Origin of the sequence: Streptomyces sp. NPDC000345, assembly GCF_042898825.1 — a bacterium.
Classification (GTDB): domain Bacteria; phylum Actinomycetota; class Actinomycetes; order Streptomycetales; family Streptomycetaceae; genus Streptomyces.
The window spans coordinates 190,158-206,181 of record NZ_JBIAZE010000002.1; the positions used below are offsets into that span (position 1 = coordinate 190,158).

The 16,024-nt window shown below is 71.9% G+C and carries 3 protein-coding genes and 1 pseudogene; 3 read left to right on the top strand and 1 reads right to left on the bottom strand.

What is annotated here, in order from left to right; genetic code table 11:
- Window positions 1–8: 8 nt before the first annotated feature.
- From ACFY30_RS05385 to ACFY30_RS05395, 3 genes and pseudogenes are all read left to right on the top strand, one after another.
- Window positions 9–11,414: pseudogene (locus ACFY30_RS05385) on the top strand (SDR family NAD(P)-dependent oxidoreductase); the annotation flags it as partial.
- Window positions 11,415–11,748: 334 nt separating this feature from the next.
- Entirely contained in the window at window positions 11,749–13,317 is a 1,569-nt protein-coding gene (locus ACFY30_RS05390; RefSeq protein WP_390843825.1) for an MFS transporter, read from the top strand.
- Between the two features lie 83 nt (window positions 13,318–13,400).
- Window positions 13,401–15,482, top strand: coding sequence for a HelD family protein (locus tag ACFY30_RS05395; protein ID WP_390843826.1), 2,082 nt, complete (start codon window positions 13,401–13,403; stop codon window positions 15,480–15,482).
- Window positions 15,483–15,501: 19 nt separating this feature from the next.
- Here ACFY30_RS05395 and ACFY30_RS05400 read toward each other — a convergent pair whose 3' ends face one another.
- Complete coding sequence (locus tag ACFY30_RS05400) at window positions 15,502–16,017, bottom strand: hypothetical protein (RefSeq protein WP_390843827.1); 516 nt, start codon at window positions 16,015–16,017, stop codon at window positions 15,502–15,504.
- Between the last annotated feature and the right edge of the window lie 7 nt (window positions 16,018–16,024).

The following is a 16,024-nucleotide window of genomic DNA, read 5'->3' on the forward strand; positions in this document are numbered from 1 at the left end:
ACGAGCAGAAACTTCGCGACTACCTCAAGCGGGCAACGGTCGATCTGCGGGAGAGCCGTCAGCGTGTGCAGGACCTGGAGGAGCGCGCACACGAGCCGATCGCGATCGTGGGCATGGCATGCCGGCTCCCGGGCGGTGTCGCCTCCCCGGACGACCTGTGGGAGCTGCTGAGCGCCGAACGTGACGCGGTCGGTCCCTTCCCGGACGGCCGCGGCTGGGACCTGGAGAACCTGTACCACCCGGACCCCGACCACCTGGGGACCTCGTACATCCGCGAAGGCGGCTTCCTGTACGAGGCGGACCGGTTCGACGCCGAGTTCTTCGGCATCAGCCCTCGCGAGGCGGCGGCGATGGACCCCCAGCAGCGGTTGCTGCTGGAGACCGGCTGGGAGGCCTTCGAACACGCGGGCATCGCCCCGACCGGGCTGAGGGGCACCCGTACCGGGGTGTACATGGGCGTCATGTACGACGACTACGGCTCCCGCCCCAACGCGCCCGAGGGCTTCGAGGGCTACATGCTGACCGGAAGCGCGGGCAGCGTCGCGTCGGGTCGTCTGTCCTACACGTTCGGCCTGGAGGGGCCGGCGGTGACGGTCGACACCGCGTGTTCGTCCTCGCTCGTCGCGCTTCACCTCGCCGCTCAGGCACTGCGTCAGGGTGAGTGCTCGATGGCGCTCGCCGGTGGTGTGACGGTGATGGCGACACCCGGCACGTTCGTGGAGTTCTCCCGGCAGCGCGGGTTGTCGCCGGACGGGCGGTGCAAGGCGTTCTCGTCGTCGGCGGACGGCACGGGCTGGGCCGAGGGCGTCGGCGTGCTGGTGCTGGAGCGGCTGTCGGACGCCGAGCGCAGCGGGCATCGGGTGCTGGCGGTGATGCGTGGCTCCGCGGTGAACCAGGACGGTGCGAGCAGCCAGCTGACCGCGCCGAACGGGCCTGCGCAGGAGCGGGTCATACGGGCCGCGCTGGCCAACGCGCGGCTGTCGGCGTCCGAGGTGGATGCCGTGGAGGCGCACGGTACGGGTACGCGACTGGGTGATCCGATCGAGGCGCGGGCGCTGCTGTCCGCCTACGGCCAGGCCCGTGGGGACGACAACCCGTTGTGGTTGGGTTCGGTCAAGTCGAACATCGGTCACACGCAGGCCGCGGCGGGTGTCGCGGGCGTGATCAAGATGGTCATGGCGATGCGCGAGGGGGTCATGCCCTCGACGTTGCACGTGGACGAGCCGACCCCCGAGGTCGACTGGTCGGCGGGCACGGTGAGACTGCTGACGCGGGCTCAGCGGTGGCCGGAGCTCGATCGTCCGCGTCGGGCGGGTGTGTCGTCCTTCGGGATCAGCGGGACCAACGCCCACGTGATCCTCGAAGAGGCGCCGCGCGACCGCGCCGCCCATCCGGTGACCGGACCGGATGCCGATGTACAGCAGCCGGAGCCGGGCCGACCGGCGCTGCCGGCACCGTGGTTGCTGTCGGCCAAGTCGGAGACCGCGCTCCAGGCACAGGCGGGCCGGCTGCTGGCCTGGCTCGCCGACCACCCCGAGGCGGATGACGCCGATGTCGCCGCCGTCCTGACCACCGCGCGCGCTCAGCTGGGCCGGCGCGGCGCGGTGCTCGGCGCCGACCGGTCCGCTCTGCTCGCCGGTCTCACGGCCCTGGCCGCGGGTTCGGCATCCCCGCAGGTCGTGTCAGGTGTCGCCACCGCCGGCGAGACGGCCTTCCTGTTCACCGGTCAGGGCGCCCAGCGTATCGGCATGGGCGCCGGGCTGGCCGCCGCGTTCCCCGAGTTCGCCGCCGCCCTCGACGAGGTGTGCGCGGAATTCGACGCCCTGCTGGGGGTGTCGCTGCGCGAGGTCATGTTCGGCGAGACCGGTGGTGCCGGGAACGGCGTCGGCGACACCGAGCGCATGGCCCTGCTCGACCGGACGGAGTTCACGCAGCCCGCGCTGTTCGCGCTCGAGGTGGCGCTGTACCGCCTCTTGGAGTCGTTCGGCGTGACCCCGGATGTGGTGGTCGGGCATTCGATCGGTGAGCTGGCCGCGGCCTATGTGGCCGGGGTGTGGTCGCTGGCCGACGCGTGCCGGCTCGTCGCCGCCCGTGGCCGGCTGATGGGCGCGCTGCCGACCGGGGGAGCGATGCTCGCCGCCGCGGTGTCGGAGGAGCGGGCGCTGGAACTGCTCGCGGCCGGGACGGTCTCGTTGGCGGCCGTGAACGCGCCTGCGGCGGTGGTGTTCTCGGGAGAGACGGCGGCGATCGCCGCACTGGAGGACCGGCTGGCGGACGAGGGCGTGAAGACGACCCGGCTGACGGTCAGTCACGCCTTCCATTCGGCGTTGATGGAGCCGATGCTTGCCGAGTACGAGCAGGTCGCCGGATCGGTGACGTACCGGGAGCCACGCATGGATGTGTGCTCCACGGTGTCCGGCGCGCCGGCCGGTCCCGAACTGCTGACGCCGCAGTACTGGGTGCGGCAGGTGCGCGAGGCCGTGCGGTTCGCCCCGGCCGTGCAGTCGCTCGTCGACTCCGGCGTGCGCCGGTTCGTCGAGGTGGGGCCGGACGCGGTGCTGGCGGCGCTGACCCGCCACACACTGACCGACGAGGTGGCGTCCCGCTCGCTGGTCGCGGCCGCGTCACGGCGCGGCGTCGACGAGGTCGACCAGTTCCTGCGGCTGCTCGCCGCCGCCCATTGCTCGGGCGTCACCGTCGACTGGGCGCCGCTGTCACCAGGAAGGCCGGTCACCCACCTCGACCTGCCGGTCTACGCCTTCCAGCATCGCCGCTACTGGGTGCGGCCCGACGACGATGCGCTCGGTGACATGGGCCGTGCCGGCCTGTCCGCGCTCGATCATCCGATGCTGCGCGTCGCCGCGCCGCTCGCCGGTCGCGACGAATGGCTGTTCAGCGGCAGGCTTTCCACCACCGACCAGCCGTGGATCGCCGACCACACGGCCTTCGGAGCGGTGCTTCTGCCCGGCACCGGGTTCGTGGATCTCGCGTTGGCCGCGGGCAGCCGCCTGGAACTGCCCGTCGTGGACGAACTCGTCCTGGAGACGCCGCTGCTGTTCGACGGCGCCGCTGCCGTGGACGTGCAGGTCTCGGTGGCCGAGCCCGACCACACCGGCCGTCGACGCCTGTCCATCCACGCGCGCGCCGTCACCGGCACCGCGCCGTCCCATCCGGGCGAGCCGGACTGGACGCTGCACGCCACCGGCACCCTCGCCCCCGCCGACGGCGTGACGCCGGCCTGGACCGACCCCGACTGGCCGCCGGCCGACGGCACGCCGATCGAAGGAACGCGTCTGTACGACCGGCTCGCCGACCTGGGATTCGGCTACGGCCCGGGCTTCCAGGGCGTGCGCGCCGCCTGGACCAGTGGTGACGACGTGTTCGCCGAGGTGATCCTGGACGAGACGACAGCGGGCCGGGCGGCGGGCTTCGGGGTCCATCCGGCGCTGCTGGACGCGACCTTCCACGCCGCCATCGATGTGCTCGCCGACGACCTCCCGGACGGCAGGCTGCCGCTTCCGTTCTCCTTCGGCGGCCTCCGTGTGTTCCGGCGCGGCGCCACCGCGGTCCGCGCCCGCATCGTCCGTTCGGGTTCCGGGAAGGTGCGCGTCGACGCCTGCGACGCCACCGGCGCCGCGGTGCTGTCGATCGACGCCGTGCTCGCCCGCCCCGCGGACGCGAGCGCCCTCGCCGGCGCCCGCAGCCCGCTCTACGCGATCGACTGGACGCCGGTGACGGCGCCTGCGGTGCCGGACCGGCAACTGGTCGCACTGGGGCGGCCCGTCGCAGGCTGCGCGGAGACGTTCGAGGACGTCGCGGCGTTCGCGGCAGGCGGGGGCCACACCGGCGCGGCTGTCGTCTGGTCTCCCGAAACGGCGCCGGCGCACGGCGACGACGTCCCCGCGACCATCCGCACCGCCGTGCACGAGGCCCTCGCGGTGCTGCGCGACTGGCTCGCCGAACCGGGCTGCGCCGACTCGACGCTGATCGTGCTGACCCGCAACGGAGCGGGTCTGCCCGGTGAGACGCCGGACCCCGCGGCAGCGGCCGTCCGCGGCCTGGTACGCAGCGCTCAATCGGAACATCCGGGGCGCATCGTGAACGTCGACCTCGACGACAACGACCCCGCGGACCCGCACCGGCGGATCGCCGCCGCAGTCGCCACGGACGAACCACAGCTCGCGATCCGCGACGGCGCCACGGTGGCACCGCGGCTGATCCGTGCGGCCACCGTCGAACCGACCGGCGAGCCCTTCGGCGACGGCACGGTCCTGATCACCGGCGGCGCGGGCGGACTGGGCGCCGTCACCGCACGCCACCTGGTCACCCGGCACGGGGTGCGCAGACTGCTGCTCGTCTCGCGCCGCGGCTCCGCCGCGCCGGGTGTCGCGGAGCTGGTCACCGAACTGACCGCGCTGGGCGCCGAGGTACGCGTCGCCGCCTGCGATGTCGGCGATCGCGCCGACGTCGCGGCGCTGCTGGAATCCGTACCCGCGCACGAACCGGTGACCGCTGTCGTGCACACCGCGGGCGTGGTCGACGACGGCACCGTCGAAACCCTGACCGCCGAGCAGGTGGACCGGGTGCTCGCCCCGAAGGCCGATGCCGCCTGGCATCTGCACGAGCTCACCCGCGACATGGACCTGTCGGCGTTCGTGCTGTTCTCCTCCGCCGGGCCGCTGCTCGGCGGGCAGGGCCAGGGCAACTACGCGGCCGCGAACGCGGCGATGGACGCGCTCGCCCAGGTGCGCCGCAGCGCCGGTCTGCCCGCGCACTCGCTGGCCTGGGGGCTGTGGAAGCGCGGCATGGCCGAGGCATTGAACGACCCGGGTGCCGAACATCTGGCACGTCAGATCCGCACGCGTCTCGGTCTGTCCCCGATCGAGCCGGACACCGGCATGCAGATGTTCGACGATGCGTTGACCACCGGCGAACCGATGCTGATGACCGCGCTGCTCGACACACCCGCCCTCACCGCGCTGGGCCGGCTCGGCACGCTGCCCGCGGTGCTGCGCGGCCTGATCCACGTACCGTCGCGCGGCCGGATCGCCGACAGCCCGTTGCGCCGGCGGTTGCTCGACGCCCCCGCCGACCGGTGGGAGGCGCTGATCCGCGACGAGGTCCGCGCGATCGCCGCCGCGGTCCTCGGCCACGAGTCCGCCGACGCCGTCGACCCCGGAACACCGTTCACCGAACTGGGCTTCGACTCGCTCGGCGGAGTCGAGTTCCGCAACAAGGTGACCGCCGCCACCGGCGTTCAGCTTCCGTCCACGCTGGTGTTCGACTATCCGACCACCGCCGCCGTCGCGGGCTTCCTGCGTACCCGGGTCGACGGTTCGGCGCCGACGCGGTCGCGCCCCGCCGCGACCAGGTCCAGGGCCAGGGCCAGGGCCGACGAGCCGATCGCGATCGTCGGCATGAGCTGCCGGTATCCCGGCGGCGTCGAGAATCCCGACCAGCTCTGGGAACTGATCGCCGGGCGCGTCGACGCGATCACCCCGATCCCGGGCGATCGCGGCTGGGACGTCGACCACCTGTACGACACCGACCCCGGCAAACCCGGCAAGATCTACACCCGAGAAGGCGGATTCCTGCATGCCGCGGGTGACTTCGATGCCGCCTTCTTCGGCATCGGCCCCCGTGAGGCAGCGGCGATGGACCCGCAGCAGCGGCTGCTGCTCGAGGCGTCCTGGGAAGCGCTCGAGGACGCCGGTATCGATCCGACCTCACTGCGGGGCAGCGACACCGGGGTGTACGCGGGCGTCATGTACCAGGACTACGGCTACACGGCGCGCGAGGCCGCCGACGGTGCCGCGGAAGGCTATCTGGCGACCGGATCGGGCGGCAGCGTCGTCTCCGGCCGGGTGTCCTACGCCCTCGGTCTGGAAGGGCCCGCGGTGACGGTGGACACGGCATGTTCGTCGTCGCTGGTGGCCCTGCATCTGGCGGTGCAGGCACTGCGCGCCGGGGAGACGTCGCTGGTCCTGGCCAGCGGGGTGACGGTCATGTCGACTCCGATGCTGTTCCAGGAGTTCTCCCGGCAGCGGGCGCTGTCACCGGATGGGCGCTGCAAGGCGTTCTCGAGTGCCGCGGACGGTGTCTCGTGGGCCGAGGGCGTCGGCGTGCTCGCCCTCGAGCGGTTGTCCGACGCGCAGCGCGACGGGCGCCCGGTGCTGGCCGTGATCCGCGGCAGCGCCATCAACCAGGACGGCGCGAGCAACGGCCTGACCGCGCCGAACGGTCCGTCCCAGGAGCGGGTGATCGCGCAGGCACTGGTCAACGCAGGGGTGGCCGCGGCCGAGGTGGACGCGGTGGAGGCGCACGGCACCGGCACCACGCTGGGTGACCCGATCGAGGCGCAGGCGCTGATCAACGCCTACGGACAGGATCGCGCCGAGCCGCTGCGGATCGGGTCGTTGAAGTCGAACATCGGGCACGCGCAGGCGGCTGCCGGTGTCGGCGGTGTGATCAAGATGGTGCAGGCGCTGCGGCACGAGACGTTGCCGCCCACCCTGCATGTCGACGAGCCGTCGCCGCACGTGGAGTGGTCGGCGGGCGCGGTACGGATCCTGACCGAGGCCGAGCCCTGGCCGGCCGGGGAGCGCCCGCGCCGGGCGGGAGTGTCGTCGTTCGGGATCAGCGGGACCAACGCGCACGTGATCCTCGAAGAGGCGCCCGCGGTCCCGCCGCGGCCGGTCGGTCCACCGCGCCCGCCGGCCCTGCCGCTGCTGCTGTCCGCGCGGACGCCCGCCGCGCTGCGGACCCAGGCGCGCCGTCTGTACGACACGCTGAGCGAACGTCCGGAGCTCGACCTGACCGACGTCGCGGTGACGCTGGCACTGCACCGCGCGCGGCTCGAGCAGCGCGCCGCCGTCGTGGGCTCGGACCGGGAGACGCTGCTGGCGGCCTTGGCACGCCTGGCAGCCGACGAGCCGGGACCGGGCATCGCCGACGGCGCGGGACAGACGGGCACGACAGCGTTCCTGTTCACCGGTCAGGGCGCACAGCGGACCGGGATGGGCGCTGGGCTGTACCGGGCGTTCCCGGCTTTCGCGGCCGCGCTCGACGAGGTGTGCGCGGAATTCGACGCACACCTGGGGCATTCGCTGCGGGATGTGATGTTCGGCGCGGCTGACGAGACTCTGCTGGACCGCACCGAGTACACCCAGCCCGCGTTGTTCGCGTTCGAGGTGGCGATGTATCGCCTCGTCGAGTCGTTGGGCGTGACGCCGGATGTGGTGGCCGGGCATTCGATCGGCGAGCTCGCCGCGGCGTATGCGGCCGGTGTGTGGTCGTTGTCGGACGCGTGCACACTCGTTGCGGCCCGGGGCCGATTGATGGGGGCGCTGCCGACAGGCGGCAGCATGCTGGCCGCCGCGGTGCCGGAGGGGCGGGCCGTGGAGCTGCTGGCCGCGGTCAACGCCGGTCCGGCGGCCGCCGCGGTCTCGCTGGCCGCGGTGAACGCTCCCGATGCGGTGGTCTTCTCCGGGGACACCGAGGCGGTCTCGGCGCTCGAGTCGAGAGGGGTGGCCGAAGGCGTCAAGACCAGCAGGCTGCGGGTGAGCCACGCGTTCCACTCCGCCCTGATGGATCCGATGCTGACCGAGTTCGCGGAGATCGCCGCGGGCCTGACGTATCACGAGCCACGCATACCTCTGTGCTCCACGGTCACCGGCGCCTTCGCCGACGATTCGGTGGGCACGCCCGAGTATTGGGTACGGCAGGTGCGCGAGGCAGTGCGCTTCGCCCCGGCGGTGCAGTCACTGCTCGATTCGGGTGTGGGCCTGTTCGTCGAGCTGGGCCCGGACGCGGTGCTGACGACCCTGACCCGCGCCACCGTGGCGACGGACCTCGCGGCGCGCGCATCGGTGGTCGCGGCGTCCCGTCGCACAGTCGCCGAACCCGAGCAGCTGGTCGCCGCCCTGGCCACCGCGCACTGCGCGGGCCGGCCGGTGCGGTGGGCGGACTACTTCGGAGCCCGACCGCAGGCACGGATCACGTTGCCCACCTATCCCTTCCAGCACGAACGATTCTGGCTGCTGCCCGCGGAGCCGGCCGCGCCGCTCGCCGGTGCCGACTCCGCCGACCATCCGCTGCTGCACGCCCAGATGCAGCTCGCCGGCAGGGACGAGTGGCTGTTCACCGGCAGGCTCTCGCTGCGCACACACCCATGGCTCGCCGACCACGCCGTCTTCGGCGCGGTCCTGATGCCCGGCACCGGATTCGTGGAACTGGCTCTGGCCGCCGGCGCCCGGCTCGGCGTGCCGCGCCTGGCGGAACTGGTGCTCGCGGAGCCGCTGGTGCTCCCGGCCGACGGTGCCGCGGACATTCAGCTCGCCGTGGGCGAACCCGACGCCGACGGGCACCGGACCGTGGCCATCCACGCCCGTGCCGCCGACGCCTGGGTGCAGCATGCCCGTGGCCTGCTCACGCCCGCCGCGCCGACCGCGACGCCGGGCTGGTCCCAGGTGTGGCCTCCGGTTGCGGGCGATCCGGTCGACGGGCAGCAGGTGTACCGCGCGCTCGGCGACCTCGGCTTCGGATACGGCCCGGTGTTCCAGGGTGTGCGCGCCGCGTGGTCGCGTGGGGAGGAAGTCTTCGCCGACCTGGCGCTCGACACCGACACCGCGGCGCGCGCCACCGCCTTCGGACTGCATCCGGCACTGCTGGACGCCGTGTTCCACGCGGCTGTCGGCCGGCCCGCCGGGGGCGGGACCGACGGCCGGGTGACGCTGCCTTTCGCCTTCGACGGCGTCCAGCTGGCACAGTCCGGCGTGGGTGCCCTGCGTGCCCGCATCGCCCGCGTCGCACCGGACACCTTCTGCGTGGAGGCGGTCGACGCGACCGGTGCCCTCGTGCTGAGCGTGGAGTCGGTGCGGTCCCGCCCGATCGAGCGGCGGGCGCTGGCCCGGCTGCGCGGCGCGGCACCGTTGTTCGACCTCGAGTGGGTCGCCGTGCCAGCCGTCCCCGGGGCGGACACCGGGCGCATCGTCGTGCTCGGCGACCCGGCGGCCGTCGAGGCCCCTGAGCCCCCGACATGCTGTGCCGATCTCGCCGAACTCGCCGTGCTGCGGGATGTTCCCGACACGGTGGTCTGGTCGGCGCCCCGCGGAACCGGTGCCGGCGCGGCGGACGTACACGCCGGCGTGCTGACGACGCTCGCACTGTTGCAGGGCTGGATGGCCAACGAACACCCCGGCCGGCTCGCGATCGTGACCCACACGGCCGCCGGACTGCCCGGGGAGGAACCCGATCTGGTCGGAGCCGCCGTGGCGGGCCTGGTGCGCAGCGCACAGTCCGAGCACCCGGGCCGGTTCCTGCTCATCGACCACGACGGCGACGCCCTGCCGGTCAAGTCGCTCGCCGACGCCCTGGCCCAGGACGAACCGCACCTGGCGGTTCGCGAGGGCCGGCTCCTGGCACCGCGACTGCAGCAGCTGCCCCCCACCGATGCGGGCGTGCCGGCGTTCGACCACGGCACGGTGCTCATCACCGGCGGCACCGGCGGCATCGGCGCGATCGTCGCCCGGCATCTGGTCGTGGCGCACGACGCACGACGGCTGCTGCTGGCATCGCGGCGCGGTGCCGCCGCGGACGGCGCCGCCGAACTGGTCGCCGAGCTGACCGACCTCGGCGCCCACGTCCGGGTCGTGGCGTGCGACGTCACCGAACGCACCGCGGTCCAGGCCCTGCTGGCCGACATCGACACCGACGCCCCGCTGACCGCCGTCATCCATGCGGCGGGTGTCCTGGACGACGGCACGCTCGACACCCTCACCGCCGCGCAGACGACACGGGTGCTGGCACCGAAGGCCGATGCGGCACTGCACCTGCACGAGCTGACCCGCGATCTGGATCTGTCGGCGTTCGTGCTGTTCTCGTCCGCGGCACCGTTGCTCGGCGGACAGGGGCAGGGCAACTACGCCGCCGCGAACAGCGTCCTGGACGCGCTGGCACGCGTGCGGCGCAGCGGGGGCCTGCCCGCGCACTCACTGGCCTGGGGACTGTGGACCGTCGGCATGGCAGGGATACTCGACGGGGACGGCGCCGAGCAGTACGCCCGCCAGATCCGGGCCAGGCTGGGCCTGATCCCGATCGACCCGGAGTCCGGGACGGCGCTGTTCGACAACGCGCTCGCGACCGACCGGGCGACACCGACGACGGCCCTGCTGGACACGGCGGCGCTCACCGACCTGGCGCGCGGCGGCACACTCCCCGCGGTACTGCGCGGCATGATCCGGGTTCCCCCGGCCGCCGCGAGTGCCGGTGTCGGCCTGGCGCGGCAGCTGGCCGCACTGCCCGACGCCGACCGCGACGATGTGATCCTGCGCGAGGTGCGCAACGTCGCCTCGGCGGTCCTCGGCCACCTGTCCGGCGACGCGATCGACCCGGACGCGCCGTTCACCGAGCTCGGTTTCGACTCCCTCGCTGCCGTCGAATTCCGCAACCGGCTCGCCCGGCTGACCGGGCTGACGCTGCCGTCGACGCTGGTCTTCGACCACCCGACCGCCGCCGACGTGGCGAAACTGGTGCGATCGCTGACCGAGGAATCCGACACCGGCCTGGTCGAGCAGGCACCGGCCGGCGTGCGCGGCACGATCACCGACCTGGTGTCGGCGGCGCATCGCCGCGGTGAGCTGGCAGGGGCGATGCCCCTGCTGACCGCGAGCTCGGCTCTGATGACCACGTACTCCGTCGGTGAGGCCGCCGAACACCGCCCGGATGTGCGGCTCCTGGCGCGCGGCGCCGCGGCACCGGCACTGGTCTGCATCCCCTCGTTCCTGGCGGGATCGGGCCCGCACCAGTTCGCCCGCCTGGCCCGCGAACTGGGCGGTGATCGGCAGGTCGGTGCGTTGCGGCTGCCCGGCATGCGCGCGGGCGACGACCTGCCGGCGACATGGGCGGCGGCGATCGAGAGCCTCGCCGCGGCCGTCGCGACGGAACTCGAGCGAGGCCCGGTGGCGCTCATCGGCTATTCGGCCGGTGGTGCGCTCGCCCACGCGGTCGCCCGGCGGATCGAAGCCGACGGCGGCGAGCTCGCGGGCGTCGCGATGATCGACACCTACTCCCCGGAAGAGCACGAACTCAACCGCCTCGTGCTCACCGACGCGCTGGGGCAGATCCTGTCCCGGGACAACGCACTGACCCCCGTCGACGACCACGGCCTGGTCTCCATGGGCGGCTACGTGCGGACCTATCCCGAGCGGGAGGCCGAGCCGATCGCCGCGCCGACGCTGGATCTGCGGGCCACCGTGACGCTGAGCAGCTTCGGGGACGTCGACCCCGTCCCCGACTGGCTGCACCGTGGACCGGCCGAGTACATCGAGGCCGATCACTTCTCCATCATCGAGGAACGGGCGGCAGAGACCGCCGCGCACCTCCGGCGTTGGCTCGATTCGCTCAGCGGCCGTTGATGTGCGAACCGTCGGACGCGAGGCGCGAGGACACAGGACAGCCCTGGACAAGCCCGGCCACCCGCGTGGCGCGCTCGGGCTTGTCACGGGCGACGCGGTGCGCCGGCTCACTGGAGGCAGGAAATCCGCTCGGCCGCAACCCTCCGGAAGTAAATTCCGTCGAATCGCAAATTCGCCAGAGGCACAAAATTCCTCGGTCTGCAAATCCGGCAGAGGCATATAGTTCGTTCGGCTGCAATAGTTTTTGGCAAGGAACTCCGAGCTTGACAGTGTTGTGGGGCTTGCTTATATTCCACTCGGTCAAGGTCCCGCCCGTCGATATCCGAAGGTGTTCATGACCGCGCCCCCAACGCTGCCCAAGTCCAGGCAGCAGTTGATTCTTGCCATTCTCATGCTGTGCTCACTGCTGATTTGGATAGAAAATACCGTTCTCAGTACCACGCTGGAGACCCTCGCGGACCCGGTCCGTGGTCTGGGGGCCGATCCCGGTGAGCTGCAATGGGCGACGGGTGCGTACACGCTGGCCTTCGCCACATTGATGTTCACCGCAGGGGCGCTGGGCGATCGGTTCGGTCACCGGACTGTGTTCTCCAGTGGGTTGGTGATCTTCGCCGGGTCCTCGCTGTGGGCGGCGTACGCGAGCGACGCGGGCCGGCTGATCGCGGCTCGAGCTGCGATGGGGGTGGGCAGCGCGCTGATCACGCCCGCCATGATGGCCATCCTCATGTGGACCTTCACCGGCCCCGCGCGCGCTGCCGCGATCGGCATCTTCTCGACGTCGGCCGGTGTCGGAATGGCTGCCGGCCCGGTGCTGGCGGGGTCCCTGCTCGATCATTTCTGGTGGGGCTCGGTCTTCCTGATCAATGTTCCGGTCGCGGCCTTGGCGTTGATCGGGCTCGCCGTGCTGGTTCCGAATTTCCGCAGCCCCACCCGGCGACCGCTGGACCCCGCTGGAATGTCGCTGTCGATCAGTGGGCTCGTGGCGTTGGCCTACGGGCTGATCCGGGCGGGGCAGGTGGCGGAGTGGAGCCGTACCGACGTGTGGGCGCCGATCGTCGTCGGTCTGGTTCTGCTGGCCGTCTTCGTACTCGTCGAACTGCGCCTCAAGGCGCCCAGCTTTGATCCGCGGCTGTTCGCGCAACGCGCGTTCGGTGGCGGCAACGTGGCGCTCGGACTGCTGCTCTTCGGCGTGGCCGCCATCACCTTCTACAACGCGTTCTACCTGCAGGGTGCGCTCGGCTTTTCGCCGATGAAGGCGGGGCTGGCCAATATCCCGACCGCGGTCGGCGCGCTCGCGGGGGCGCCCCTCGCCGCGCGCCTGGTCCGCCGCCTGCCGCTGCGCCTCGTCACCGTGCCGGCGCTGACCGTGGCCGCGCTGACCATGGGCGGGTACGGGTTGCTCGGACTCGACACTCCTCTCGTAGGGATCGAGATCCTGTTGCTGATACAGGGTTTCTCGGTCGGCATGGTGATCGGCCCCGTCACGGCCGCATTGATCAGCGACCTGCCGTTGGAACAGGCCGGTGCCGGATCGGCCGTCACCAACACCGTGCGACAAACCGGCAGCGTGATCGGAATCGCGGTGGGCGGCACGATCATGTCGATCACGTACCGACATGCGATCGAACCCTCGCTGGAGGGTGCACCCGGTCCGGTGCAGGATCAGGCGCGAGTCTCCGCCGAACAGGCCCGCCACGTCGCCACCAGCATGCACCGGCCCTCTCTTGCGCGGGCCGCCGATGACGCGTTCATCCATGCCATGCACGTCGGCGCGGGCTGGATCGCGGCCATCGCACTCCTCGGAGCGGCCGTGCTGCTGATCACCTTGCCTGCTGCCGGAAAGAAGAAGAGCCCGACACCGGAGCCGGACCACGAAGAGGCCCCCGCCGCTCGCGTCGCCTGATCGTCCCCATTTTTTTCCGCGCGTGGCAAAACATCGCCGCCGGCGTCCAAGGGCGGGCTCGCCCATGAGGAAGGAGACCCCTGTTGTCGAAAACCAATGATCCCGGTGTGCGTGCGGTTGAATTGGAGCAGGATTATGTCTCCTCCTTGTACGAGCTGCTCACCGAGCGACTTTCCGAGGCGCGAGCACATCGGGCGAGTGTGCTGAAGGCCCCGGCGGACAGCGCCGGTGAGGCATACGAGAGAGAAAACGCCGCCGAGCGTCTGGCCAAGGAAATCGGCCGGCTGGAGGGCGCCGAAAAGGGGCTGGTCTTCGGGCGCATCGACTGGACGGACGGCACGGCCCTGCGCATCGGGCGGATCGGACTGCACACGGAGGAGGACGACCTGCCTCTGCTCGTGGACTGGCGCGCGAACGCGGCGCGGCCCTTCTACGAGGCGACACCGGTCCACCCGATGGACCTGCGGCGGCGCCGGCACCTGCGCCTCGAGGAGCGCACGGTCGTCTCGGTGAGCGACGAAGTGCTGGACGGGACCGCCCCGACCGACGAGGACGTCGTGGGGGACGGCCCGTTGACCGAGGCTCTGTCGGCACGGCGTACGGGCAGGATGCACGCGGCCGTCGCGACCCTGCAGGCCGAGCAGGACGAGATCGTCCGCTCCGCCCACCGCGGGGTGACCGTGGTGCAGGGCGGGCCCGGCACCGGCAAGACGGTGGTCGCCCTGCACCGGGCCGCCTATGTCCTGTACGCGTTCCCGCGCGCCACGGAGGAGGGTGTCCTGGTGGTGGGCCCGAACGCCCGCTTCCTCGACTACATCTCCCAGGTCCTTCCCTCGCTCGGAGAGAACGACGTCGTTCTGGCGACCTGCCAGGAACTGGCCGGAGTGTCCACGGACGCGGTCAGCCCGTTCGACACGGCGCGTCTCAAGGGCAGGTCCGACCTCGCCGACGCCCTGGCCGGCCTGGTGGGCGTCCACCAGGCCCCCGCCGGTGACTTCACCGTGCGGGTCGGACAGGAACTCGTTCACCTTTCCGCCGAGGAAGTCGCCACGGCACGCGATGCCGCCCTGGCAGCCGTATCGGGGCACAACCCCGCGCGCCAGGTGTTCAAGGAGCTCTTGGTCGACGCCGTCACCGACGCGATGCAACGGGACATGGGCGACCTCCTGGAGCAGATCGACGCCGATGCCGAAAGGATGACGGGCCTGAACCTCGACCGGTTCACGGGAGTCGCCCAGCGCCGTGCCGAAGGTGCGGCCGACCCGGGGCCGGTCCACGAGCTGGACCTGGACGCCGTCCGAGCCGATCTCCTCGACGACGTCGCCGTCGACCGAGCCGTCGAGGTGTTGTGGCCGCGGCTGGTACCCGGTGACCTCGTGACGGCGCTCCTGACGGACGCCGGCGCTCTCGCCGAGCGCCTGCCCCGCCTGACCGAGCAGGAGCGGTCCCTTCTGCTGCGCGGTCCGGACGACCCGTGGACCGATGCCGACGTGCCGTTGCTGGACGAGGCGGCGAGCCTGGTCGACGGCCCCCCTCGGCGGACGTACGGGCACGTCGTCGTCGACGAGGCGCAGGAACTGACCGCCATGCAGTGGCGGATGATCGTCCGCCGCTGCCCGGCAAGGGCGATGACGCTGGTGGGTGACTTCGCCCAGTCAGGCCCGGTCGCGACAGCACGCGACTGGAAGGAAGCACTGAGCCCCCACGTCGGACCGCGGTTCAAACTGCACAACCTGACCGTCAGTTACCGCACCACGCAGGAGATCCTGGAGAGCGTCCGGGACCTGCTCACGCGGATCGCTCCGGACCAGAAGCCCACACGGTCACTGCGAAGCGGTGAGAGCCCTCGCACCGTGACCACGCCTCCAGGCGCTTTGGTCACCGCCGTCGTCCAGGAACTCCGCGCCCAGAGCACCGCGCACCCGGGCGAGCTGCTGGGAGTGATCTGCGCGGACACCAGGGTGAGCGAGCTGACGGCCCAGGGCATCGCTCAGGTCGCACGCGTCCTGCCGGCGTCCGAAGCACGAGGCCTGGAATTCGACGGGGTCGTCGTCGTGAACCCCGAGGAAATCATCACGGCCCGCCCCGGTGGGGAACGGGACTTGTACGTGGCCCTGACCCGGGCCACCAAGCGCCTCTGCACCATCACCGTCCAGCCCGCCTGACGACCCGGCGCCCGCGTCCTCACCGCGGGCGCCGCCGGCATCGCGCGGCCCGCTCCAAGCCGACGACGTTCGGATCCCCTTCGCGCGCCAGGGTGAAGCCGACGTCGAGCTTCGGGTCGTTGCCCTCGGGCGGACCGAAGCGTCGCCCTGCTTCAACCGGTCGTACCGCGTCGTGCCGTCGCCGTCGCGCTCGGCCGGCAGCCGCGGTAGCCGCGGCAGCCCCGCCCGCTCGGCAGCGCTCATGTTCCAGCCCGGCGGCCACCACCTTCTCCGGCACGTCATTGATCAGGCCGGCAGGCCGGATTTTCGCCACGGCCTCCTTACGGATCGTCGCCTCCGCGGTCTGCCGGGCCCGGGCCTGCCGGTACTTCGACCGGATCGTCGGGATGAACCCGGCATACGCGATCAGGTCAGGGCCATCGAACGCGGCAAACAGTTCCGCGGGCCTGGGCGGAATCTTTACTTGAAATTTCTCTTCAGAGATGCCCTGTCGATCGAGCGTGGCGGCTGGTCCGGGGTGGACAGTTCCCGTCACTCCGTGC